This window comes from Streptomyces sp. NPDC058464 (genome assembly GCF_042721035.1).
GTDB lineage: Bacteria > Actinomycetota > Actinomycetes > Streptomycetales > Streptomycetaceae > Streptomyces.
The window spans coordinates 276803-300455 of sequence record NZ_JBHXMA010000004.1; the positions used below are offsets into that span (position 1 = coordinate 276803).

A 23653-nucleotide genomic window follows, 5' to 3' on the forward strand; every position below is an offset into this window, starting at 1 on the left:
CTCAGTCGCCGTCGCCGCCGCCGTCGGGTTCGTGGCTCTCCGGGGCGACGCGGATGAGGCCCGGGCCCGCGTCGACGAACGACTCCCCGCGCCGCACGTCGTGGCCGTCGTCGCAGCGCAGCACCGCGTGCACCGCGGCGCCGCAGTCCCGGTGGCGTACGACCACCGGGGGCCCCTGTTCGTCCGCGGCCCAGGTGTCGCCCCACTGCCGCAACGCCGTGAGGACGGGGAGGAAGTCCCGTCCCTTGTCGGTCAGCCGGTAGGCGTACCGGGTCCGCTGGCCGGGTTCCTGGTACGGCACGCGTTCCAGGAGTCCGGCGGCCGTCAGCTCCTTCAGGCGCGCCGCGGCGGCGGGTTCGCCGATGCCCACCCGCCTGGCGAAGTCGTCGAAGCGACGGGTGCCGAAGAACGCCTCGCGCATGATCAGCACCGCCGTCCGGTTGCCGGCGATCTCCAGAGTCCGGGCGACGGAGCAGTTGGCCATGGACCAGGCGTCCCGTTCCCGCACCAGGTCCGTCATCTCTCCGACCTCCACCCTCCGCCTGACTTGCCTCATACGAAGTCAGCCTATAGCGTCACAGCTGACTTCTGCAATCGTAAGTCAGCTCGGGTCTTCGAGGGCACTGCCGCCCGCTGCCCGCAGCTCGGCCGAGACGAGGACACGATGGCTTCCACCCCCACCCCCGCACCGGGCCGGCTCAAGCGGACCGACCGGCAACCCGGCGACCGGCTCCCCTCCCGCTCCGACCAGCCCTCCCGGCGCGCGGCGGCCGTCACCCTCGTCGCGATGTGCCTGGGCGCGATGACGACCTTCCTGCTGATCACCGCATCGGTGTCGGCCCTCTCGGCCATCCAGGACGACCTGCACGTCTCCCCGACCGGCCTCGTCTGGATCCCCTCCGCGTACACCCTGCTCGTGGCCAGCCTGGTGATGTCCGCGGGCACCATCGGCAACCTCTACGGCCGCAAGCGCGCCTTCCTCGCCGGCGCCGTGGTCATGATCATCGGATCGCTCACCGTGTACGCGTCGGGTTCGACCGGGGGCGTCATCGCCGGCCAGCTCGTCTCCGGCCTCGGCGGCGCCCTCATCCTGCCCAACAGCCTGGCCATCCTGGGGGCCGCCTTCCCGGACCCGCACCGGCGCACCGAGGTCGTCACCGCCTGGGCGGCCGCCTCCGGCATCGGACTCGCCGCCGGACCGCTGATCGCGGGCACCCTGCTGGACCACTTCCACTGGAACACGGTCTTCCTGTCGACCGCCGCCCTCGCGGTCGTCACCATGGCCGCCGCCGTCTTCGTCGCCGAGTCGCGCGGCCCCGCCGGCAAGCTCGACATCCCGGGCCAGGTGCTGGCCGCCCTGGGCATAGCCGCCCTCGTCTACGCCCTCATCGAAGGCGGGCACGACGGCTACACCAGCCCCCGGATCCTCGTCGCCTGGATCGTCGCGGCCGCGGCGCTGAGCGGCTTCGTCCTCGTCGAGCGGGCCGCCCGCACCCCCATGCTGGACATGAGCCTGTTCCGGTCGCCGTCGTTCAGCGCCGTCATGTTCGTCGCGGCCGTCTCCCTGTTCGGCTTCACCGGGGTGGCCATCCTCTCGGTGCTCTTCTACGAGCGTGTCCAGCAGCTCTCCGCCCTGGACGTGGGCTGGCGGCTGCTGGCCTTCTTCGGCGTCTACGTCGTCGTCGCCTACGCGACCGGACGCGTGATCCGCCGTACCGGGTTCAAGCTGCCGCTGACCCTGGGCTTCCTCGTCGGAGCCGCCGCCACGGCCGGGTTCACCACGGTGGAGCCGACCACCCCCTACGCCCGGGTGTGGTGGCTGTACGTGCTCTTCGGTGCCGCGTCCGGGATGGTGGCCGCGCCGAGCACCGCCGCCGCCCTGGTCAGCGTCTCCCACGAGCACGCCGGCATGGCCTCCGGAGCCGTCAACGCCTTCCGCCAGATCGGGTCGGTCACCGGCTCCGCCCTGCTCGGCGCCCTGCTCGCCAGTCGGCTCCAGTCCCGGCTGCCCGACCGGCTCGACGCGCACCACGTCCCCCGGGCCGCCTGGCCGGCCGTCGAGCACGCCGTCTCCACGGGCACCGGCGGCGGCCACGGGGCGACGCCGCCGAACGTGACCGCCGCGATCGGCGACGCCTTCACCTCCGGCGTCCACGCCGGCATGACCGTCGTCGCCGCCGTGTTCCTGTGCGCGGCCGTGGCCTCGGCCCTGCTGGTACGCAACCGGCCGCACCACACCACGGCCACGGCGAACTGACGCTGCACCAACACCACCGTCACGGCGAACTGATGCCGCACCGCACCACCACGACGGCGAACTGACGCGCGGCCCGGCAGGAATCCCGTGGCCGGGGAAGCCGCCGGCCGGCCTCAGCTCACCAGCCCCAGCTCCCGCGCGATCAGCATCCGCTGCACCTCGCTCGTGCCCTCCCCGATCTCCAGGATCTTGGAGTCGCGCCACATCCGGGCCACCGGGTACTCGTTCATGAAGCCGTAGCCGCCGTGGACCTGGGTGGCGTCGCGGGCGTTGTCGACGGCGACGGTGGAGGAGTACAGCTTGGCCAGGGCCGCCTCCTTCTTGAAGGGTTCGCCGGCGACCAGGCGGCTGGCCGCGTCGCGCCAGGCCAGGCGGGCCGTGTGGGCCTTCATCTCCATGTCCGCGATCTTGAACTGGATGGCCTGGTTGGCGCCGATCGGGCGGCCGAAGGCGTGCCGTTCCTTCGCGTACTTCACCGACTCGTCGACGCAGCCCTGGGCCAGGCCGGTCGCGAGGGCCGCGATGGCGATCCGGCCCTCGTCGAGGATGCGGAGGAACTGGGCGTAGCCGCGGCCCTCCTCGCCGAGCAGGTTGGCGGCCGGGACCCGGACGTCGGCGAAGGACAGCTCACGGGTGTCGGAGGCGTTCCAGCCGACCTTGGAGTAGGGGGCGGCGACCGTGAAGCCGGGGGTGCCGGAGGGGACGATGATCGAGGAGATCAGCGGCTTGCCGTCCGGCTTGCGGCCGGTCACCGCGGTGACGGTCACCAACCCCGTGATGTCCGTGCCCGAGTTGGTGATGAAGCACTTGCTGCCGTTGATCACCCACTCGTCGGTGGCGGGGTCCAGGCGGGCGGTGGTGCGGGTGGCGCCCGCGTCGCTGCCGCCGTCCGGCTCCGTGAGGCCGAAGGCGCCCAGGAGCTCGCCGGCGCAGAGGCGGGGGAGCCATTCGCGCTTCTGCTCGTCCGTGCCGAAGAGGTGGATGGGCATGGCGCCCAGGGAGACTCCGGCTTCGAGGGTGATGGCGACCGAGGAGTCCACTCGGGCCAGCTCCTCCAGGGCGATGCCGAGGGCCAGGTAGTCGCCGCCCATCCCGCCGTACTCCTCGGGGAACGGCAGCCCGAACAGGCCCATGCGGCCCATCTCGCGGACGATCTCGTACGGGAACTCGTGCCGCTCGTAGAAGTCGCCGATCTTCGGCGCCACGACGTCGTGCGCGAACTCCTCCACCGTACGGCGGAGTTCTTCCAGTTCGGGGGAGAGGCGGTGGTCCATGGTCGTCACTCCTGGTGGGAGAGGGCGCGGACGGTGCGGGACGGGCTGGGTCGGCCCAGTTGTTCGGCCATCCACACGCTGGTGGCGGTGAGTTTGCCGAGGTCTACTCCGGTCTCGATGCCGAGGCCCTGGAGCATCCAGACCAGGTCCTCGGTGGCGAGGTTGCCGGTGGCGGACTTGGCGTACGGGCAGCCGCCGAGCCCGCCGGCGGACGCGTCGACCGTCGTCACGCCGTGTTCCAGGGCCGCGTAGGTGTTGGCGAGCGCCTGGCCGTAGGTGTCGTGGAAGTGCACGCCGATGACGTTCGTCGGCACGCCCTCCTCGTTGAGCAGGGACAGCAGTTCGAGGACGTGGCCGGGGGTGGCGACCCCGATCGTGTCGCCCAGGCTCAGCTCGTCGCAGCCCATGTCGCGCAGCGCCTTGCAGACCCGGACCACCTGGTGGAGCGGGACGGCGCCCTCCCAGGGGTCGCCGAAGCACATCGAGACGTAACCGCGGACGTGCACGTCGGCGTCCTTCGCCTGCCGGACGACCGGGTCGAAGACGGCCAGGGACTCGTCCAGCGAGCGGTTGAGGTTGGCCCTGGCGAAGGACTCGGTGGCGCTGGCGAAGACGGCGACCCGGCGGGCGCCGAGGCCGAGGGCGCGGTCCAGGCCGCGCTGGTTGGGGACCAGGACGGGGAGGGCGACGCCCCGCAGGTCGGCGAGCTGGGGGAACAGGTCCTCCGCGTCGGCCAGTTGGGGCACCCACTTGGGGTGGACGAAGCTGGTCGCCTCGATCGTCGTCAGGCCGGCGTCGGCCAGGCGGTGCACGAACTCGGCCTTCACCGACGTCGGTACGGCCGTCTTCTCGTTCTGCAGGCCGTCGCGGGCGCCGACCTCGTGGATGCGGACCCGGGCGGGTAGATCCGTGGCCGGTACGACCATGGGGAGGCCGGACTCCTGGGCGGTCATGCCGTCTCCTCCTCGTCCTCGTGCGGGGCGATCACGGCCAGCACCTGGTCCATGGCGACCGTGGCGCCGGGCTTCACGTCGAGTTCGGCGACCGTGCCGGCGTGCGGGGCGGAGATGACGTGCTCCATCTTCATCGCCTCCACCACCAGCAGGCTCTGACCGGCGGTGACCTCGTCCCCGACGGCGACCTTCACGACGGTCACCGTGCCGGGCATCGGCGCGGTGAGGGAGTCGGCACCGGCGTGGACGCTGCGGCTCAGCGAGGCGGCGACCGGGTCGTGGTCGCGGACCTGCCAGGCGTCGCCGTCCCGGCCGAGCCAGTCGGCGGCGCGGTGGAAGGTGTGCCGGACGCCGTCCAGGTTCACCGACACGCGGTCGGCGGTGACGGTGTGCGTGCCGCGCGGGACGTACTCCACCGGGTCCTGCACCCGGAGGTGGAAGCCGACGGGCCTGGGAGTACCGCCGATGCGCCAGCCGCTGGGCACGGAGAAGGGGTCCGTCCAGCGCCCGTCCGCCGCGACCGGCTTCAGCGCCTCCAGGCGTACGGCCGCCGCCGCCTCGTACACCTCGTCCGGTACGTCCGTGGAGACCAGGTCGTCCATCACCCGCTCGACCAGGCCCGTGTCCAACTCGCCCGCCACCACGGCCGGATGGGCGAGGAGGCGGCGCAGGAAACCCGCGTTGGTCTGCACGCCCAGCGTGACCGTCTCCGCGAGGGCCCGGCGGAGCTTCCGGAGCGCGGTCGCGCGGTCCGGGCCGTACGCGATCACCTTGGACAGCATCGGGTCGTACAGGCTGCCGACCTCGGTGCCCTCGTGGAGCCCGGAGTCGGTGCGGACGCCGTCGCCGTGCGGCTCCCGCAGCAACAGCACCGTGCCGCCGGTGGGCAGGAAGCCGCGCGCGCCCTCTTTGACCGACACGGTCTCGGCGCAGATCCGGGCCTCCACGGCGTGCCCGGTGAGCGTGATGTCGTCCTGGGCGAAGGGCAGCCGCTCGCCGGCCGCCACCCGCAGCTGCCACTCCACCAGGTCCAGGCCGGTGACCAGCTCGGTGACCGGGTGCTCCACCTGGAGGCGGGTGTTCATCTCCATGAAGTAGAACGACGAGACGGGGGGTTCGGGGGGTGTCCCCCCGACAGGTACAGTGCCGCCCGGCACGATGAACTCCACCGTGCCCGCGCCGACGTACCCGCACGAGCGCGCCGCCTGCACCGCGGCCTCGCCCATCGCCGCCCGGGTCTCCTCGTCGAGCAGGACCGAGGGCGCCTCCTCGATCACCTTCTGGTGCCGGCGCTGGAGCGAGCACTCGCGCTCGCCGAGGTGGACGACGTTCCCGTGGCCGTCGGCCAGGACCTGGATCTCGATGTGCCGGGGGCGGTCGATCCACCGCTCGACGAGGAGGGTGTCGTCGCCGAAGGAGGCGCGGGCCTCGCGGCGGGCGGCCGCGATCTCCTCGTCCAGGAGGGCCAGGTCCCGCACCAGCCGCATGCCCTTGCCACCGCCACCGGCGGAGGGCTTGAGGAGTACGGGGGCGCCCAATGCGCGCGCCGCGTCGGCCAGTTCGGGATCGCGGCCGCCGGGCACCACCGGTACCCCGGCCGCCTGCACCGTCTCCTTCGCACGGATCTTGTCGCCCATCAGCGCGATCGCGTCCGCGGGCGGGCCGATGAAGACCAGCCCGGCCTCCTCGCACGCCCGCGCGAAGGCGGCGTTCTCGGCGAGGAAGCCGTACCCGGGGTGGACCGCCTGGGCACCGCTCACCGCGGCCGCCTCCAGCAGCCGCGCCACCGACAGATAGCTCTCGCCCGCCGGCGCCGGACCGATCCGGACCGCCGTGTCGGCCTCCCGGACGTGCCGGGCGTCCGCGTCGGCGTCGGAGTACACGGCCACCGAGCGGACGCCCAGCGAGCGCAGCGTACGGATGACCCGGACGGCGATCTCGCCCCGGTTGGCCACGAGTACGGTGTCGAACACGAGTCCCCTCCTCACATCCGGAAGACGCCGAACTGGGGCTCACCCAGCGGCGCGTTGCCACAGGCCGTCAGGGCCAGCCCCAGCACCTGCCGGGTGTCGAGCGGGTCGATGACCCCGTCGTCCCAGAGGCGGGCCGTCGCGTAGTAGGCGTTGCCCTGGCGCTCGTACTGGGCGCGGACGGGCGCCTTGAAGGCCTCTTCCTCGTCGGCGGGCCACGACTCGCCCCGCGCCTCCAGCTGGTCCCGCTTGACCGTGGCCAGCACGCCGGCGGCCTGCTCGCCGCCCATCACCGAGATCTTGGCGTTGGGCCACATCCACAGGAAGCGGGGGGAGTAGGCCCTGCCGCACATGGAGTAGTTGCCCGCGCCGTACGAACCGCCCACGACGACGGTCAGCTTCGGCACCCGCGTGCAGGCCACCGCCGTGACCATCTTCGCGCCGTGCTTGGCGATGCCGCCTGCCTCGTAGTCCTTGCCGACCATGAAGCCGGAGATGTTCTGCAGGAAGACCAGGGGGATGCCGCGCTGGTCGCAGAGCTCGATGAAGTGGGCGCCCTTCTGGGCGGACTCGGAGAAGAGGATGCCGTTGTTGGCGACGATGCCGACCGGGTGGCCGTGGATGCGGGCGAAGCCGGTGACGAGGGTCTGCCCGAACTCGCTCTTGAACTCGGCGAACCGGGAGCCGTCGACGACCCGGGCGATGATCTCGCGGACGTCGTAGGGGGTGCGGGGGTCGACCGGGACGGCGCCGTACAGGCCGTAGGGGTCGGCCTTGGGCTCGACGGCCGGGGTGACCTCCCAGGGCAGGGAGCGCCGGGCGGGGAGGGTGGCGACGATGTTCCGGACGATGCGGAGGGCGTGCGCGTCGTCCTCGGCGAGGTGGTCGGTGACACCGGAGACGCGGGAGTGGACCTCGCCGCCGCCCAGCTCCTCGGCGGTCACGACCTCGCCGGTGGCGGCCTTCACCAGCGGGGGGCCGCCGAGGAAGATCGTGCCCTGGTTCCGGACGATGACGGCCTCGTCGCTCATCGCCGGGACGTACGCGCCGCCCGCCGTGCACGAACCGAGGACGGCCGCGATCTGCGGGATGCCCGCCCCCGACATCCGGGCCTGGTTGTAGAAGATCCGCCCGAAGTGGTCGCGGTCCGGGAAGACCTCGTCCTGCATGGGGAGGAAGGCGCCGCCGGAGTCGACCAGGTAGACGCACGGCAGGCGGTTGTCGAGGGCCACCTCCTGCGCCCGCAGGTGCTTCTTCACGGTCATCGGGTAGTAGGTGCCGCCCTTGACCGTGGCGTCGTTGGCGACGATCACGCACTCGCGGCCGCTGACCCGCCCGATCCCGGCGATCACGCCTGCGGCCGGGGCCGCCCCGTCGTACATCCCCTCGGCGGCCAGGGGAGCCAGCTCCAGGAACGGGGATCCCGGATCGAGCAGGGTGTCCACCCGGTCCCGGGGCAGCAGTTTCCCCCGCGCGGTGTGCCGGGCGCGCGCCTTCTCACCGCCGCCCAGCGCGGCCGCGGCGAGCTTGGCGCGCAGCTCGTCCACGAGGACGCGGTGCGCCTCCTCGTTGGCCCGAAAGGCCTCCGACGCGGGGTCCGCCGCGCTCGTCAGCTCCGGTGCCTGGTCCATGCCGCGATCCCCTCACTATGTTAATGAGCGTTAACGCATTTCCTTCAGGTTAACGACCGCTAACCTCCCTGTCTAGAATTGCCTTCATGGTCACGAGAACCGACGCCCCGACCCGCCGCGAGCAGATCCTCAAGGAGGCCGCCCGGCTGTTCGCCGAGCGCGGCTTCCACGGCGTCGGCGTGGACGAGATAGGTGCCGCGGTCGGCATCAGCGGGCCCGGTCTCTACCGGCACTTCGCGGGCAAGGACGCGATGCTCGCGGAGCTGCTGGTGGGGATCAGCGGGCAGCTGCTGACGGGGGCCAGGCGCCGCCTGGCGGAGGCCGACGGGGAGACCGGGCCCTCGGCGGTCCTGGACTCCCTCATCGAGGGCCACATCGACTTCGCCCTCGACGACCGTCCACTGATCACCCTGCACGACCGGGAGCTGGACCGCTTGCGCGACAGCGACCGCAAGCTGGTGCGGCAGCTCCAGCGCCAGTACGTCGAGCTGTGGGTGGAGGTCCTCCGCGGCGTCTACCCGACGCTCGCGGAGCCCGCGGCGCGCTCCGCGGTCCACTCGGTCTTCGGCCTCCTGAACTCCACCCCGCATTTGGGCCGACCGGGTTCCCTCCCGGGCCGCGGAGCGACGGCGGTCCTGCTCCACCGGATGGCGAGAGGCGCGTTCGAGGCGGCGGGGGAGGAGTGAGGGCGGGGGCGGGGGAACGGCGACGCCTCGCCGCGCCCGCCCCGCCGCGCCTGCCTGCATGTGCCCGCCCCGCTTCGCCCGCCCCTTTGAATCGGCCTCCTTCAATCCGCCGCGACGGCGATGAGCCACGACGATGGTGCTCGGCGGTGCCGGAACTGCCTCGGGCCGGTTCGGCACCGCCGGTCCGCGCCGTCGTGGCCGATCGCCGTCGCGGCGGATTGTTGGTGGGTGGGGCTCGGGGGTGCGGTGGCGGGATCTCCGGTGGGCGGTGAGGTGAGGGGTGCGGCGGATTCCCCCCGGGTGCCCCCGGGTGGGTGGCGGCGTGACGAGCGTTACCCCCCTCGCTCCCCCTTCCACCCTGGACCCGTCGGCTACCCACCGGTACCTTGGGGTCTGAGCAAGCGCTTAGACATGCCGGAGTCCGTGGAGGTGGCGGCCGTGCGCCGTACGTTGTTCGACGAGGATCACGAGGCGTTCCGGGAGACCATCCGCGCCTTCATCGAGGCCGAGGTCGTACCCGTGTACGACGAGTGGTTCGCAGCTGGCCAGGCCCCCCGCGAGTTCTACTACAAGCTCGCCGAACTGGGCGTCTTCGGTATCCGCGTCGACGAGGAGTACGGCGGCGCCGGCATCGACTCCTACAAGTTCGAGGCCGTCCTGTACGAGGAGACCGCCCGCGCGGGCGTCGCCTTCGGCGGCTCCGGTGTGCACGTGCTGCTCGGCCTGCCGTACATAAAGCTGCTGGCGACGGACGAGCAGAAGAAGCGGTACCTGCCCAAGTTCGTCTCCGGCGAGGAGATGTGGGCGATCGCGATGACCGAGCCGGGCACCGGCTCCGACCTCGCGGGCATGAAGACCACCGCCAAGCTCAGCGAGGACGGCACGCACTACGTCCTCAACGGCGCCAAGACCTTCATCACGGGCGGCGTGCACGCCGACCGGATGATCGTGTGTGCCCGGACCTCCGCCCCGACCAAGGAAGACCGTCGGCACGGGATCTCGCTCTTCGTGGTGGACACGAAGGCGGAGGGGTACTCCGTCGGGCGCAAGCTCGACAAGCTGGGCCTCAAGACCTCCGACACCGCCGAGCTCGCGTTCGTCGACGTCAAGATCCCGGCCGAGGACCTCCTCGGCGAGGAGAACAAGGGCTTCTACTACCTCGGCCACAACCTCGCCTCCGAGCGCTGGGGCATCGCCTTCGGCGCCTACGCGCAGGCCAAGGCCGCCGTCCGGTTCGCCAAGCAGTACGTCCAGGACCGCGTCGTCTTCGGCCAGCCCGTCGCCGCCTTCCAGAACACCAAGTTCGAGCTGGCCGCCTGCCAGGCCGAGGTGGACGCGGCCGAGGCCGTCGTCGACCGCGCCACGGAGGCCCTGGACGCCGGTGAGCTGACCCCGGCCGAGGCCGCCAGCGCCAAGCTGTTCACCACCGAGGTCGCCCACCGCGTGATCGACCGCTGCCTCCAGCTGCACGGCGGCTACGGCTTCATGAACGAGTACCCGATCGCCCGCCTGTACGCGGACAACCGCGTCAACCGCATCTACGGTGGCACCAGCGAGATCATGAAGACGATCATCGCGAAGGACATGGGCCTGTAGGGCAACCGCAACAACCCGCCAGTAGAAAAGGTGCCATGAACCAGGCACTAAGTGTTCTCCTCGATCTGCTCGACCTGGAGCAGATCGAGGAGAACATCTTCCGCGGCCAGTCCCGGTCCGCCGTCGTCCCGCGCGTCTTCGGCGGACAGGTCGCGGCCCAGGCGCTGGTCGCCGCCGGGCGCACGGTCCCGGCGGACCGGCACGCCCACTCGCTGCACGCGTACTTCCTGCGCCCCGGCGACCCGGGCGCGCCCATCGTCTACACCGTCGAGCGCATTCGCGACGGCCGCTCCTTCACCACCCGGCGCGCGGTCGCCGTCCAGCACGGCCGGCCGATCTTCGCCCTGTCGGCCTCCTTCCAGCTGGCCGAGGAGGGCCTCGAACACCAGGCCCCGATGCCCGCCGCGCCCGACCCGGAGACCCTGCCCACCTCGGCGGAACGCTTCCGCGACTACGGCCACCTCGACCCCGCTGTCGTGGAGAAGTTCCTCGAGGCCCGCGAGGCGATCGACCTGCGCTACGTCGAGGAGCCGCCGTTCGGCAAGTACGGCGAGCCGCGCGAGCCGCACAGCCAGGTGTGGTTCCGGACGAACGGCAAACTCGACGACGACCCCTTGCTGCACGTCGTCCTCGCGACGTACGTCTCCGACATGACCCTCCTCGACTCCGTCCTGCTCGCGCACGGCCGCGGCGGCTGGGCGGTCGGGGACGTGGTGGGCGCCTCGCTGGACCACGCCATGTGGTTCCACCGGCCGTTCCGTGCCGACGAGTGGCTGCTCTACGACCAGGAGTCGCCGTCCGCGCACGGCGGCCGCGGGCTTGGCCAGGCCCGGATCTACACCCAGGACGGTTCACTCGCCATTTCCGTGATCCAGGAGGGTGTGGTCCGCGTCCCCAGGTAGAACTGGGGCATGGCCCAAGCCGAACACCTCGAACAAGCCCGGCAGGGCGGCGGCGAGAGCACCGTCACGGTGATCGTCGCCGCCGTCGCCAACCTCGGGATCGCGGTCGCCAAGGCGGTCGCCGGAGTCGTCAGCGGCTCCAGCGCGATGCTCTCCGAGGCGGCGCACTCGGTCGCCGACACCGTCACCGAACTGCTGCTGCTCACCGCCCTCAAGCGCAGCGAGAAACCCGCCGACGAGGAGCATCCGCTGGGCTACGGCCCCGAGCGGTACATCTGGGCCATGCTCGCCGCCGTCGCCACCTTCGTCGGCGGCGCGGTCTTCTCCCTCTACGACGGCATCCACACCCTGGCCGTGGGGGAGAAGCCGGGCGACCCGCTGGTGTCGTACATCGTGCTCGCCGTCGCCTTCGTGCTGGAGGGCTTCTCGCTGCGCACCGGGCTCAGGCAGGCGCGCGGGGAGGCGGCCCGCTTCAAGGCGCCGTTCAAGCTGTACCTCCGGCACACCCCGGACACCGCCGTGAAGGCCGTGGTGATGGAGGACTCGGCCGCGCTGGTCGGGCTGGTGCTCGCGGCCGGCGGCCTGCTCGGCGGCCAGCTGACCGGCTCGGGCCTCTGGGACGGCCTCGCCTCCCTCCTCATCGGCCTGCTCCTGCTGTACGTCGCCTGGGTGCTGGGCCGGTCCAACGCCGAGCTGCTCATCGGGCGGCCGCTGCCGAAGCCCGTGCGGGAGCGGATCCGGGCGGAGCTGCTGAAGTCCGAGCACATCGTGGCCGTACTGGAGCTGACCACGCTGGTGCAGGGCCCGGAGGAGGCGCTGGTCGCCGCCAAGGTGGACTTCCGGGACGTGTCGACGGCGGCCGAGATCGAGTGGGCCTGCGAGCGGGCCGAGCAGCGGCTGCGCGCCGCGTTCCCGGCGATCGGCCGGGTGTACCTGGACCCCACTCCGGGGCCGGCCGCAGGATCGGCTCCGGAGCCGACTTCGGGCCGGTGACCTGGCGGGATCACGGGCGGTGACCACCCGACGTGCCGTCCGTCTTGTCCGGATTTAAGCTCTATGAGTGAAATGCCGCACAGTGCATGTGCCGCATAGCGGACGTGCCGCGTAGCGGACGTAAGTCCGGCAGAAAGGTATTTCCCATGCGAGTACAGCGCGCGAGGCGCATCGCGGCGATGTCCGCCGCCGGCCTGCTGCTGGCCGGTGGAGCCGCGATCGGCGCCGCGGGAACCGCCACGGCGGTCCCCGCCTCCACTCATCAGAGCGCCGTCACCGGCGGCGGCGGTTACGGCGGCTGCAACGGCTTCCGGGGCGGCTTCAACAACTGCCGTTACGGCTACGGCAACTACGGGTACGGGTACTACCCGGTCGCCGTCGCCGTCGTCCCCGTCGTGGTCGTCCCCACCGTCGGGTACGGGGTGGCAGGCTTCGGCGGCCTGGGCTACGGCGGCTTCGGCTTCGGCGGCCTCGGCTTCTGAGCGACCGCCGTCAGCACACCAGGGAATCAGGGTCTAGGACCAGGCCACGATGTGCGGCTCCCGCTCCCGGGGGCCGCACATCGGCCGGTCAGGCCAGTCCCGCCCCGGCCAGCAGATACGCGGTCATCGGGTCGTAGTACCGCGGGCTGAGCACATGGTCGTCCAGCGGTACGGCCACCTGGAGGGTGCCCTCCGACTCGGCGAGGAACAGCGCCGGGTCGTTGCAGTCCGCGTACCCGACCGAGTCCAGGCCCACCTGCGCCGCGTAGCCCGCCCAGCCGTGGTCGGCGACGACCAGGTCCGGCAGCGGGCGGCCCTCGCGCTCGAGTCCGCCCAGAATGGCCTTCATCGGCTCCCCGGAGTGCGTGTGCCACAGCGTCGCACCGTGCTCCAGGACCGCCACGTCGGCGAACTGCATGACGTATCCCTCGTCCGTCTGCAGGCCGTCCGGGATGACCACGATCTCGCAGCCGGCGGTGCGCAGCGCGGCCGCCGTCGCCCGGTGCACGTCCAGCAGACCGCCCGGGTGACCGGTCGCGAACAGCACCCGCTGCCGCCCCTCGGCCGCCTTGCGCAGCCGCGCCGCCAGCCGGTCCAGGCCGTCCACGGTCAGCTCGGGGTCGATGGTGTCCTGGCCGTACCGGTACTCGGGGTCGTCGTTCACCCCGACCCGCTCGGCCATCACGGCCAGCACGTCCTGCTCGTCGGTCCAGCGGTCGCCGAGTTCCAGTCCCAGCCACCAGTTGCGCTCGCCGTTGGCCAGTTTGCGGTAGTGGAGCAGGTTGTTCTCGCGGGGCGTGGCGACATCGCCCGCGATACGGGTCTTCACAAGGTGCTCTACGAGCTCGGCGCGGCTGGGCGTCCCGGGTATCGGCATGGCTCCATTGTGAGGCAGCGCACTGCGCGATTTCCCTGCGTATCGCCCGCTGGGACGTGCGTCACTCACTCCTGCCGCAGCGCGAACCACAGCTCCATCCGCACGTCCGGGTCGTCGAGTTCGACGCGGAGGAGCTCCGCGGAGCGGGCGATGCGCTGCCGCACGGTGTTGCGGTGGACGGACAGGGCGACCGCCGTACGGTCCCAACTGCCGTGCAGGGAGAGCCAGGTGCGCAGCGTCTCGGTGAGGGCGGGGTGCTCCGCGAGGGGACCGAGGAGGTCGCGGGCGTGGGCCTGCGCTTCTTCCCTCGGGACGAGTTCGGCCAGGCCGGGGCGGCTGCCGTGCCTCAGCAGCGAGGTGCGGGTCGCTCGCGCTCGGGCCAAGACGCGTGCCGCTTGGGTGTCGGCGAGGGCCAGCCGCTGTGGAGGTGCGGGGGCGCTGACGCCGAGGGTCCAGCCGGGCTGTGGGCCGGGTTCTCGGTCGGTGGGGAGCAGGATGCGTACGACTTCCCCTACGGGGTCGATGAGAGTCGAGCCCAGTGCGGCGCTCAGTGCCGTGGCGGCCAGGAGGTCGGGCGGGTGCGGGTGCGTGGGGGCTGGTCGCGCCCCGCGGCGGAGCCGCATATCGATAGGGTCCCGCGCCCCTAGAAGAAGGTGGGGACGGTCGCGTTGGTTGTTCGGGGAGGCGTGGACGACGAACCAGTTGGTTCCCTTGCCCAGGAGGGGCGCCACCTCCTCCGGGCTGCCGCCCAGCAGGAGTCGTACGAGTGCCGAGGTGCGGGCCGCGCCCGAGCCGCTCTGTTGTTCGCCGGTGAGGAGGGTGAGCAGGACCGTGGCCACCGAGGTGATGGTGTGGTCGCCCGGTTCGCGGGCCGGGGTGGCCACGCCGAGTACGAAGCCGGTGCCGAGGGTGTAGGCCGCGAGGTGGGTGCCGGCGGTGGCGTGGGTGGCGGAGGTGGGGGTACCGGGGCCCGACGGCCGTACGACCTCCGCCAGCTCGGCCAGTGACTCGCGTACCGGCGTCGTCGGCTCCCGGCCCGCCGACGCGATCTCCGTGTCCTCCGGGCCGTACAGGGCCGCCCAGCCGCCCACCCGCTGGGCCAGCTGGCGCAGGACCGACGGGACCGGGTCGGGGCGGCCCGCGGCGGCCGCGAGGCTCTGCTGAGCCTCGGTGACGCGGCGCAGCTCGGCGAGGCGGGCCTGGGCCATCAGCTGCCAGACCGCGCGGGCGACCGCGGTGAACGTGGTCTGCGGCGGGACCTCGACGAGCGGGAGGCCGTAGGTGTCGCAGGCCTCGACCAGGGCGCGCGGGACCGTGTCGTGCACGGGGGCCACCCCGAAGCCGAGGGCCGCGCCGCCCGCCGCCACGATCCGCCCGACGTAGTCGTCGAAGTAGGTGCCCGAGCCCGCCGCCTCCGGGATGTGCACCCCGGCGCTCAGCAGCAGCTCCCCGCCCAGCAGGTACGGGTACGGGTCGGCCATCTCCGAGGTGTGCACCCAGTGGATCACCAAGGCGGGGTCGGACGGCCCGGCGATCAGGCGCAGGGCGAGGTCCTCCCGGGCCAGCAGGGCAGCGAGGGGCACCGGTGGCGTGGGGGGAACCGCGGGATCCGGCATGGTGTGCGTTTCCTCCATCCCGTGCCGCTCGAATGGATGAAACGTACACTTCGCAGCCGCTTCCCGGCCACCTAGTGTCGGTGACCGTCACCCGCCGGCGAGACCCCCAGCGAAGGAGGGCCCTGTGGCCGTCGACTACGCAGTGATCGTGATCTATCTGGCCGGCATGCTGGCCATGGGCTGGTGGGGCATGCGCCGCGCCAGGTCGAAGAGCGACTTCCTGGTGGCCGGGCGCCGGCTCGGGCCCGTCATGTACTCCGGCACCATGGCCGCGATCGTCCTCGGCGGCGCGTCCACCATCGGCGGGGTCGGACTGGGGTACCAGTACGGGCTGTCCGGCGCCTGGATGGTCTTCACCATCGGCCTGGGCCTGCTCGCCCTCTCCGTCTTCTTCTCGGCCCGGATCGCCCGCCTCAAGGTGTACACCGTCTCCGAGATGCTCGACCTCCGGTACGGCGGCCGGGCGGGCGTGATCTCGGGTCTCGTGATGTGGGCGTACACCCTCATGCTCGCCGTCACCTCGACCATCGCGTACGCCACGATCTTCGACGTCCTCTTCGACATGAACCGGACGGTCGCGATCATCCTCGGCGGCTCGATCGTCGTCGCCTACTCGACGCTCGGCGGCATGTGGTCGATCACGCTGACGGACATGGTCCAGTTCGTGGTGAAGACCATCGGGGTGCTGCTGCTCCTGCTGCCCGTCGCTGTGGTGAAGGCGGGCGGGTTCGGCGAGATGAGGGCGAAGCTGCCGACCTCGTACTTCGACCCGCTGGGCATCGGCGGCGAGACGATCTTCACCTACGTGCTGATCTACACCTTCGGCATGCTCATCGGGCAGGACATTTGGCAGCGGGTCTTCACCGCGCGCGGCGACCGGACGGCGAAGTGGGGCGGCACGGTGGCCGGCACGTACTGCCTGGTCTACGCCCTCGCGGGTGCGGTGATCGGGACGGCGGCCAGGGTGCTGTACCCGAGGCTGGGCAGCCCGGACGACGCCTTCGCGACCATCGTCAAGGACGAACTCCCGGTCGGTGTGCGCGGGTTGGTGCTGGCGGCCGCGCTGGCCGCGGTGATGTCGACCTCCTCCGGCGCGCTGATCGCCTGCGCCACCGTCGCCAACAACGACATCTGGTCGCGGCTGCGGGGGAGGGCCGGGTCCGGCGAACGGGAACACGACGAGGTGCGGGGGAACCGGGTCTTCATCCTGGTCATGGGGGTCGGGGTGATCGGCACGGCCATCGCCCTCAACGACGTCGTCGAGGCGCTGACCGTGGCGTACAACCTGCTCGTCGGCGGTCTCCTCGTCCCGATCCTCGGCGGGCTGCTGTGGAGGCGCGGCACGGTCCAGGGCGCCCTCGCCGCCGTGGTCGTCGGCGGCCTCGCGGTGATCGGCCTGATGGCGGGCTACGGCATCCTCGCCAACGAGCCGGTCTACTACGGCCTCCTCTCCTCCCTCGTCGCCTATGTCGCCGTCTCCCTGGCGACGCGGCCGACCGACGCGGCCGTGCTGGCCAACTGGCGGGAACGGCTCGCGGGCCGGGGCACCCCCGAACCCGTGTCCGAATCGGTTCCGGTCCACCAGTAGAGTCGTGGCAGAAGCAGCACATAGCGGTACGTACGCGATGAAGCGTAGGAAAGAAGGCACCCCCTCATGAGCGGCAACGAGACGCCCCGCGGCCCCGTCGACTCCTCCCGCATACCGCGGTACGCCGGTCCCGCGACCTTCGCCCGGCTGCCCCGCCTCGACGAGGTCGGCCGCGCCGACGTCGCGGTGGTGGGCGTGCCGTTCGACTCGGGCGTCTCGTACCGGCCGGGCGCCCGCTTCGGCGGCAACGCCATCCGCGAGGCGTCCCGGCTGCTGCGCCCCTACAACCCGGCACAGGACGCCTCCCCCTTCGCGCTGGCGCAGGTCGCGGACGGCGGGGACATCGCCGTCAACCCGTTCAACATCAACGAGGCCGTCGACACCATCGAGGCGGCCGCGGACGAGCTCCTCGGCACCGGCGCCCGGCTGATGACCCTCGGCGGCGACCACACCATCGCCCTGCCGCTGCTGCGGAGCGTCGCCAGGAAGCACGGGCCGGTCGCGCTGCTCCACTTCGACGCCCACCTCGACACCTGGGACACCTACTTCGGCGCCGAGTACACGCACGGCACCCCGTTCCGGCGGGCGGTGGAGGAGGGGATCCTGGACACCTCCGCCCTCTCGCACGTGGGCACCCGCGGGCCGCTGTACGGCAAGCAGGACCTGACCGACGACGAGAAGATGGGCTTCGGCATCGTGACCTCGGCGGACATCTACCGCCGGGGTGCCGACGAGGTGGCCGACCAGCTGCGGCAGCGCATCGGCGACCGCCCGCTCTACATCTCCATCGACATCGACTGCCTGGACCCGGCGCACGCCCCGGGCACCGGCACGCCCGAGGCGGGTGGTATGACGTCCAGGGAGCTCCTGGAGATCCTGCGCGGGCTCTCCTCCTGCAACCTCGTCTCGGCGGACGTCGTCGAGGTGGCCCCCGCGTACGACCACGCCGAGATCACCTCGGTGGCGGCCTCGCACACGGCGTACGAACTGACCACGATCATGACCCGACAGATTGCCGAGGCGCGCGCGAAGTGACCCACGACCACGACCTGGTGCTCCGCCCGACCGAGGCGCAGACGGCCGCAGCCCTGAACCCTCCCGCCGGCCGCAACGGCGGGGACCTGGTCGTGGAGACCCTGGCCGGGCTCGGCGCGACCACCGTCTTCGGGCTGCCCGGCCAGCACGCCCTCGGCATGTTCGACGCCCTGCGCCGCTCCTCGCTGCGCTATGTGGGCCTGCGGGTGGAGAACAACGCGGGCTTCGCGGCGGACGCCTACGGCAGGATCACCGGCGAGGCGGCCCCGCTGCTCCTGTCGACCGGCCCCGGTGCGCTGACCTCGCTGGCCGCGCTGCACGAGGCGGCCTCCGCCTCCGCCCCGGTGCTGGCGATCAGCAGCCAGATCCCGACCTCGGGCCTGGGCGGCGGCCGCCACGGCTACCTGCACGAACTCCCGGACCAGGCGGCCTCGTTCCGGGGCGTGGTGAAGTCGGTCCACACCGTCCGTACCCAGTCGCAGATCCCGTCCGCGCTCGCGGCGGCCTGGAAGTCGGCGCTGACCGCCCCGCACGGCCCGGTGTGGGTGGAGATCCCGCAGGACGTGCTCCTCGCCGAGACCGCGCTGCCCGTGGTGACGGCGGTCGACGCGACCCCCGACGAACTCCCTCCACGCCCCGAACTGACCGCGGTGGCGGCCGACCTGCTGTCCCGTGCCGCCCGTCCGGCGATCATCGCGGGCGGCGGGGTGGTCCGTGCGGACGCCTCCGGCAAGCTGCGGCAGCTGGCCGAGACGCTGAACGCCCCGGTCGTCACCACCTTCGGCGGCAAGGGCGCGTTCCCCTGGAACCACCCGCTCTCCCTCCAGTCCTGGCTGGAGGACCGGCACACCACCGACTTCCTGGAGGACGCGGACGTCCTTCTCGTCGTCGGCTCGGGACTCGGCGAACTCTCCTCGAACTACCACACGTTCAGGCCGCGCGGCCGGGTGCTCCAGATCGAGGCGGACCTCGGCAAGCTGGAGTCCAACCACCCGGCCCTCGGCATCCACGCGGACGCCCGCCTCGCGCTCCAGGCGCTCCTGGAGACGGTGACCCCGCGCGAGGACGACGAGGCGGCGGAGCGGGTACGGACCGTGCTCGACCGGGTCGCCGCCCGCATCGCCGCCCAGGAACTCACCCTGGAACAGGAGGTGCTGGCGTCGGTCCGGCGCGCCCTGCCGGCCGGCTCCCCGTCCTTCTGGGACATGACGATCCTGGCCTACTGGGCCTGGTCGGCGTTCGACGCCCAGGCGCCGAACCTCATGCACTCCGCCCAGGGCGCGGGCGGCCTCGGCTACGGCTTCCCGGCGGCGCTGGGCGCGGCGGTCGCCGACCCGACCCGCCCGGTCCTCGCGGTGTCGGGCGACGGCGGCGCCCTCTACTCCGTCGCCGAGCTGGCGACGGCCCGGCAGCACGACCTCCCGGTCACCTGGCTGATCGTCGACGACGGCGGCTACGGCATCCTGCGCGAGTACATGACCGACGCCTTCGGCGAGGCCACGGCGACGGAACTGGCCCGCCCCGACTACGTGGCCCTGGCCGAGTCCTTCGGCGTCCCGGCCGTCCGGACGTCCGCCGAGACCCTGGAGACGGACCTGGCCAAGGCCCTGTCCGCACCCGGTCCCTCGGTGGTCGTCCTCCCGGCCCTGCTGCGGATGTTCGCGCCGACGCACCTGGGCTGACCGCGGCTCAGGGCACCGGGGTAGCCGGCCGCTCCGCGCCCTGCAGCAGGGCGGCCCCGAGCGGGGTGAGCGTGTGCAGGACGCTCGTGCCGTACCGGAGGCTGCTGATGAGCCCCGCGTCCCGCAGGGCCGTGAGGTGCTCGCTCACCGTGGGCGCCGACACCCCGGCCAGCCGGGCCAGTTCGCCGGTGGTCGCGCCCGGCGCGATGCCGCGCAGCACCCGGGCCCGGGTCCGGCCGAGCAGCGCGCCGAGCGGCCGGCCCACGGCGGCCGGCCGGGTCTCGCGCAGCAGGGAGTAGACCAGCACGGGCGGCAGCGCCGAGTCGGCCAGCGCGATCGGCGGGCCCCAGCAGAAGTACGACGGCACGAACAGGAGCCCGCGTCCGTCGAGCCTGAGGTCCCGGTCCTCCGCCGGATAGTGCACGTGGAGCACCGGGGCCTCCCAGCGCATCTGCGGCCCCAGCCCGCCCAGCAGCCCGTCCACACCGTCGGCCAGCAGCACCCGCCCCCGGACCGAGCGGTCCGCCTCCACCCGGGCCAGCGCCCGCTCCCGGTAGGGCGCCACGGCGACCTCGTGGTACCGCCGCAGGGCGCCCGCCAGGTCCTGACGCGTCCCGCGGTCCACGAGGCGCGATGCCCACGGCGGCGCCCCCACCGACCTGAAGCGCGCCACCTCCCGGCGGACCCGGTCGGCGGGGGTGTCCACGATCGCCGCCAGACCAGCCGTGAGGCCCTGGGCGCCTTCCGGCGGGGTCAGGAAGTCCGGGAAGTACGCGGATCTGGGGAAGAGCGGCAGCAGGAAGTGGCGTAAGGCCGCCTCCAGACCCTCGTCCGCCAGCCGGCCGCGGGTGGTCCGGTACCACTCCGCGTGTGCGCTGCGCCCCTGCTGGGTCTGCAACCGGTGCAGGCTCAGGGCGATCTCCCAGAGCGGATCCGGCTCGGACGCCAGCCGGGTGCGGGCCAGATCGGCCTCGGTGAAATGGATGCGCAGCACGACGGTCCCCCCGTCCGGCCGCAGCACGGCGGCCGCCCCCCGTTTTCCGGCCAGTTGTGGCCGGACGAGTCATCATGGCCGCCACCGGACACGGCTGACAACACCTGTCACGGGCGTTATTCGGACATGTGTCCGTTCGCTGGTGAATCGCAGGTTGTGCCGGACTTACGGCGTCGACCTGGGCTTTTCGGCTGTGACCGCAAGGCATGGGAAAGCGGCTGATGTGCTGCCAGTGTTGTTCGGGCCACCTGAGACCGACATGAAAGGAATGTCATGTCTATGACACCACTGTCCAGATGGGCCCGGTCGCGCAGGGCGTTCGCCGCGACGGCGGCACTGGCCGCGGGGCTCGCCGTCGGCGGCGTCGTCACGGCGTCGCCCGCGTCGGCCGGTACCAACTGCGCCGGCGGCTACCACTGTGTGTTCTGGTCCAGCTTCAGCAGCGCGCGGCACTCGTACTTCAACAGCGACAGCAACTTCACGAACGACACCTTCAACGACACGACGTACGGCAGCAGCGGCTCCGGTACGACGGTCAACGACAACGCCTGGTCCGCCAGCAACTCCAGCACCGGCGGCTACTACTCCAGGTACTACCTGGACATCAACTACGGCGGCGGCATGCTCTTCTGCGTCAAGCCGGGCAGCCAGGTCGAGGAGTTGTCGGCCGCGCTGTCGGCCAGCTCCCTCTCGCTGACCACCTCGAACCCGGGCGGCTGCTACTGACCCGCGCTCCGTCACGGATCCGGCGGCTCGCCGCCGGATCCATCGCGCCGGGAGGAGGAAGACCTTGGTAACCCGTAAGACCGCCGCACTCGCGACCGCCGTGGTCGTCGTCGCCTGCGCCGCCTGGGTGTACGCCGGCCGGTCCGGCCCGGCCGCCACCGCCGGCCCGCAGCAGGCGACGGACACCGCCGAACTCAGCGCCCGCCTGCCCTTCTATCCCGTCCTGCACGCGCCCAGCGAGCGGCAGTGGCGGATCGCCGAGGCGGAACGGCGGCTGGCCATCCGGTGCATGGCCGCCCACGGCCACCGGTACACCCCGGCCGAGATCCCCCGGCCGGGCACCGCCGACGCAGACCACCCGCTGCCGTTCGGCCTGGAGTCGCCGACCACCGCCACCGCCACCGCGAGTCCCGGGCCGACCGCGTCGGAACAGCGGGAGAGCAAGGCCTTCCTCGCCGCGCTCTACGGCCCCGACGACCGTCGTATCTCCGCCCGGGGCAGGACCATCAAGGTGTCCTGGCCGGCCGAGGGCTGCCAGGCCGAGGCCGAGAAGCGGCTGCTGGGCAGCGAGCGCCTGCGGTGGCTCCGGACGACCATCCGGCTCGGCGAGGGCGAACAGCAGGCCCGCAAGGACCTGGACAGGGATCCGGCCTTCCGTGCGGCCGACGTCCGCTGGGCGCGCTGCATGCGGGCCGCCGGGGTCGAGACGGACGACCCGGTCAACCTGCTCGACAGCCTCCCCCGCGACACCGACTTCGCGACCAACCCCGTGGCCAAGGCCGACCTCCGCTGCAAGTCCGACACCGGCTACCTGCGCACGGCCTACGCCCGGCTGGCCGTCGTCCAGCGCGCCTGGCTCGACGCGCACCCCGCGACCCTCGCGACCTGGCGGTCCCTGATGCAGCGCCAGGACGGAGTCGCGCGGGACGTGCTCGGGTGACGACGGGGAGGGCGCCGTCCCGGGGTCAGCAGGCGCCCGCCCCCACCCCGTCGATGCGGCCGCCGAAGTCGCCGAGGTACTGGGAGCGCCAGTCGCCGTTGAAGACGTCGCGCTTCTCGGTGGGGGACCAGTTGACGAGGCAGGCTCGGGTGGAGGCGACGAAGGAGCCGACGTGGTCGTGGAGGCTCGGCGGCATGTCGCGGTAGCCGCTGCGGGCCGTCCACTCCCAGTAGGAGCCGCCGAAGCCCTCCCCGCTCCAGAAGCACACCGACCCGTCGGGACAGGAGGGGGCGGCCACGTGCGCGGAGGCGCTCTGCGCGGGGACGACGAGTGCGGTCAGGGCGAGAGCGGCGGCGAGGGACCAGGAACGCAGCTTCACGGGACTCTCCGGGAAAGGGAGTTGGGGACACCCCGGCGGAACTGCCGGGGCGCCCCCATGCTGCTGGGCGGTCACGCGGACACGCCCGAGCCCAAGATCGACTTCACCTGTGTGAGGTAAGTAGTACGACCGGATCCCCTACCAGATCGCGTCCACCCACTCCGGGTGGTCGATGAAGGGGTTCCGGTTGTGCTGGTAGGTGTCGTAGATGACCTGGTTGCGGTTCTCCTCGAAGGAGTCCGGCGGGTCCTCGTCGTTCCACTGCTTGAGGACCGAGAGCTTGCCGATGTACGGGGTGGAGCCGTTGCCGACCTTGTCGTCGGGCTCCAGGTTCGCGAACCCGTCGTCGCCCTCGTAGCGGACGGCCATGTACAGGATCATGCGGGCCACGTCGCCCTTGACCGCGTCGCGGGGCTCGAAGGAGTCCGAGTCGACCTTGCTGCCGCCGCTGTTGGTGAAGGTGGAGCCGCCCTCGTCGAAGTCGAGGTTGCCGCGCTTGCCGTTGACCGCCACGTCCTCGGGACGGATGTGGTGCAGGTCCGTGCCCGGGCCGGTGGACGTGGTGAGGTCGCCGTGCGAGATCGCCCACACGTGCTCACGGTTCCAGTCGCCGCTGTCACCGCCGTTGAGGGACTTGCTGCGCGAGATGCCCGAGTACAGCAGGATCACGTTGCTGCTGTTGTTGGGGTCCTGGTCGGTCTTCTTCAGGGCGTCCCAGAGGGCCGAGTACGACAGCTTGGTGACGTTCGCGCTGATGATCGTGTGCAGGGACGACTTGAGGCTCGTCCCCGTCTTGCCGATCGCGTTCTTGTAGTACGTCGAGTCGTACGCGGTCGTGGTCGCGGCGGCCGGGGTCGCCGTCAGCGCGGGGGCGGTGAGGCCCACCAGGACGGCTGCGGTCGTCAGGGCCACCGACTTCCAGCGCCGGATGTGTGTCGCCAGCATAAAGAGTTTCCCATCTACGCGGGTTGACGAGGCGGCAAGAAGGAGGGTGACATGAACATGAGGACGCGGAGGTGAACGGGGCGTAAAAAGAGGCCCCCGACCGTGCGGTCGGGGGCCTCGGTGCTGC

The 23653-nt window shown here is 72.0% G+C and carries 21 protein-coding genes; 11 read left to right on the plus strand and 10 right to left on the minus strand.

Annotated elements, in window-relative coordinates:
• Nucleotide 1 precedes the first annotated feature (1 nt).
• On the minus strand, nucleotides 2-520 hold the full coding sequence (locus ACFWPQ_RS08285) for a winged helix-turn-helix transcriptional regulator (protein ID WP_384031180.1): 519 nt from the start codon (nucleotides 518-520) through the stop codon (nucleotides 2-4).
• Nucleotides 521-664: 144 nt separating this feature from the next.
• Between ACFWPQ_RS08285 and ACFWPQ_RS08290 the strand changes: the two genes are divergently transcribed.
• Nucleotides 665-2257 carry an MFS transporter gene (locus tag ACFWPQ_RS08290; protein ID WP_384031182.1) on the plus strand — a complete coding sequence of 531 codons (1593 nt, stop codon included), beginning with the start codon at nucleotides 665-667 and terminating at the stop codon, nucleotides 2255-2257.
• A 113-nt stretch (nucleotides 2258-2370) separates the two neighbouring features.
• On the opposite strand, the gene ACFWPQ_RS08295 is transcribed toward ACFWPQ_RS08290, so the two are convergent.
• The 4 genes from ACFWPQ_RS08295 to ACFWPQ_RS08310 are packed head-to-tail and all read right to left on the minus strand — an operon-like array spanning nucleotide 2371 to nucleotide 8085.
• Nucleotides 2371-3531 (minus strand): acyl-CoA dehydrogenase family protein, encoded by a 1161-nt coding sequence (locus ACFWPQ_RS08295; RefSeq protein WP_384031184.1) that lies wholly within the window; start codon nucleotides 3529-3531, stop codon nucleotides 2371-2373.
• Nucleotides 3532-3536: 5 nt separating this feature from the next.
• Entirely contained in the window at nucleotides 3537-4484 is a 948-nt protein-coding gene (locus ACFWPQ_RS08300) for a hydroxymethylglutaryl-CoA lyase (protein WP_384031186.1), read from the minus strand.
• Nucleotides 4481-6457 carry an acetyl/propionyl/methylcrotonyl-CoA carboxylase subunit alpha gene (locus tag ACFWPQ_RS08305; protein ID WP_384031188.1) on the minus strand — a complete coding sequence of 659 codons (1977 nt, stop codon included), beginning with the start codon at nucleotides 6455-6457 and terminating at the stop codon, nucleotides 4481-4483. Before ACFWPQ_RS08305 ends, ACFWPQ_RS08300 begins: the two co-directional genes overlap by 4 nt.
• An 11-nt stretch (nucleotides 6458-6468) precedes the next feature.
• A complete protein-coding gene (locus ACFWPQ_RS08310) occupies nucleotides 6469-8085 on the minus strand; it encodes a carboxyl transferase domain-containing protein (RefSeq protein WP_384031190.1) in 1617 nt (538 codons plus the stop codon).
• Between the two features lie 86 nt (nucleotides 8086-8171).
• On the opposite strand from ACFWPQ_RS08310, the gene ACFWPQ_RS08315 reads away from it, so the two are divergent.
• The 5 genes from ACFWPQ_RS08315 to ACFWPQ_RS08335 all read left to right on the plus strand — a co-directional run bounded on the left by ACFWPQ_RS08315 (nucleotide 8172) and on the right by ACFWPQ_RS08335 (nucleotide 12744).
• On the plus strand, nucleotides 8172-8771 hold the full coding sequence (locus ACFWPQ_RS08315; protein ID WP_384031192.1) for a TetR/AcrR family transcriptional regulator: 600 nt from the start codon (nucleotides 8172-8174) through the stop codon (nucleotides 8769-8771).
• Nucleotides 8772-9209: 438 nt separating this feature from the next.
• Nucleotides 9210-10367, plus strand: a complete 1158-nt coding sequence (locus ACFWPQ_RS08320; protein ID WP_384031385.1) for an acyl-CoA dehydrogenase family protein — start codon at nucleotides 9210-9212, stop codon at nucleotides 10365-10367.
• Nucleotides 10368-10402: 35 nt separating this feature from the next.
• Complete coding sequence (gene tesB / locus ACFWPQ_RS08325; RefSeq protein ID WP_384031193.1) at nucleotides 10403-11269, plus strand: acyl-CoA thioesterase II; 867 nt, start codon at nucleotides 10403-10405, stop codon at nucleotides 11267-11269.
• 9 nt (nucleotides 11270-11278) lie between these two features.
• Entirely contained in the window at nucleotides 11279-12262 is a 984-nt protein-coding gene (locus tag ACFWPQ_RS08330; protein ID WP_384031195.1) for a cation diffusion facilitator family transporter, read from the plus strand.
• Nucleotides 12263-12408: 146 nt separating this feature from the next.
• Nucleotides 12409-12744, plus strand: coding sequence for a hypothetical protein (locus tag ACFWPQ_RS08335; protein WP_384031197.1), 336 nt, complete (start codon nucleotides 12409-12411; stop codon nucleotides 12742-12744).
• Nucleotides 12745-12832: 88 nt separating this feature from the next.
• Here the strand turns inward: ACFWPQ_RS08335 and ACFWPQ_RS08340 are convergent, their stop codons facing one another.
• Both ACFWPQ_RS08340 and ACFWPQ_RS08345 read right to left on the minus strand, forming a co-directional pair.
• Nucleotides 12833-13621 (minus strand): phosphatase, encoded by a 789-nt coding sequence (locus ACFWPQ_RS08340; RefSeq protein ID WP_384031199.1) that lies wholly within the window; start codon nucleotides 13619-13621, stop codon nucleotides 12833-12835.
• Between the two features lie 65 nt (nucleotides 13622-13686).
• Nucleotides 13687-15237: a PucR family transcriptional regulator ligand-binding domain-containing protein gene (locus ACFWPQ_RS08345; RefSeq protein ID WP_384031201.1), complete on the minus strand. Its 1551-nt coding sequence runs from the start codon at nucleotides 15235-15237 to the stop codon at nucleotides 13687-13689.
• 124 nt (nucleotides 15238-15361) lie between these two features.
• Between ACFWPQ_RS08345 and ACFWPQ_RS08350 the strand changes: the two genes are divergently transcribed.
• The 3 genes from ACFWPQ_RS08350 (at nucleotide 15362) to ACFWPQ_RS08360 (ending at nucleotide 19542) form a co-directional block, all read left to right on the plus strand.
• Complete coding sequence (locus ACFWPQ_RS08350) at nucleotides 15362-16825, plus strand: sodium:solute symporter (RefSeq protein WP_384031202.1); 1464 nt, start codon at nucleotides 15362-15364, stop codon at nucleotides 16823-16825.
• Between the two features lie 66 nt (nucleotides 16826-16891).
• Nucleotides 16892-17860 carry an agmatinase gene (gene speB, locus ACFWPQ_RS08355; RefSeq protein ID WP_384031204.1) on the plus strand — a complete coding sequence of 323 codons (969 nt, stop codon included), beginning with the start codon at nucleotides 16892-16894 and terminating at the stop codon, nucleotides 17858-17860.
• Nucleotides 17857-19542 carry a thiamine pyrophosphate-binding protein gene (locus ACFWPQ_RS08360; RefSeq protein ID WP_384031205.1) on the plus strand — a complete coding sequence of 562 codons (1686 nt, stop codon included), beginning with the start codon at nucleotides 17857-17859 and terminating at the stop codon, nucleotides 19540-19542. Before speB ends, ACFWPQ_RS08360 begins: the two co-directional genes overlap by 4 nt.
• A gap of 7 nt (nucleotides 19543-19549) precedes the next feature.
• Here the strand turns inward: ACFWPQ_RS08360 and ACFWPQ_RS08365 are convergent, their stop codons facing one another.
• Nucleotides 19550-20536, minus strand: coding sequence for an ArsR/SmtB family transcription factor (locus tag ACFWPQ_RS08365; protein WP_384031207.1), 987 nt, complete (start codon nucleotides 20534-20536; stop codon nucleotides 19550-19552).
• 273 nt (nucleotides 20537-20809) lie between these two features.
• Here ACFWPQ_RS08365 and ACFWPQ_RS08370 point away from each other — a divergent pair, with 273 nt between their 5' ends.
• Both ACFWPQ_RS08370 and ACFWPQ_RS08375 read left to right on the plus strand, forming a co-directional pair.
• Nucleotides 20810-21262, plus strand: a complete 453-nt coding sequence (locus ACFWPQ_RS08370) for a hypothetical protein (RefSeq protein WP_384031209.1) — start codon at nucleotides 20810-20812, stop codon at nucleotides 21260-21262.
• A 64-nt stretch (nucleotides 21263-21326) separates the two neighbouring features.
• On the plus strand, nucleotides 21327-22202 hold the full coding sequence (locus ACFWPQ_RS08375; protein ID WP_384031211.1) for a hypothetical protein: 876 nt from the start codon (nucleotides 21327-21329) through the stop codon (nucleotides 22200-22202).
• Nucleotides 22203-22227: 25 nt separating this feature from the next.
• Here ACFWPQ_RS08375 and ACFWPQ_RS08380 read toward each other — a convergent pair whose 3' ends face one another.
• Nucleotides 22228-22581, minus strand: a complete 354-nt coding sequence (locus tag ACFWPQ_RS08380; RefSeq protein WP_384031213.1) for a peptidase inhibitor family I36 protein — start codon at nucleotides 22579-22581, stop codon at nucleotides 22228-22230.
• Nucleotides 22582-22719: 138 nt separating this feature from the next.
• Nucleotides 22720-23526, minus strand: coding sequence for an endonuclease (locus tag ACFWPQ_RS08385; RefSeq protein WP_361288897.1), 807 nt, complete (start codon nucleotides 23524-23526; stop codon nucleotides 22720-22722).
• Nucleotides 23527-23653 lie beyond the last annotated feature (127 nt).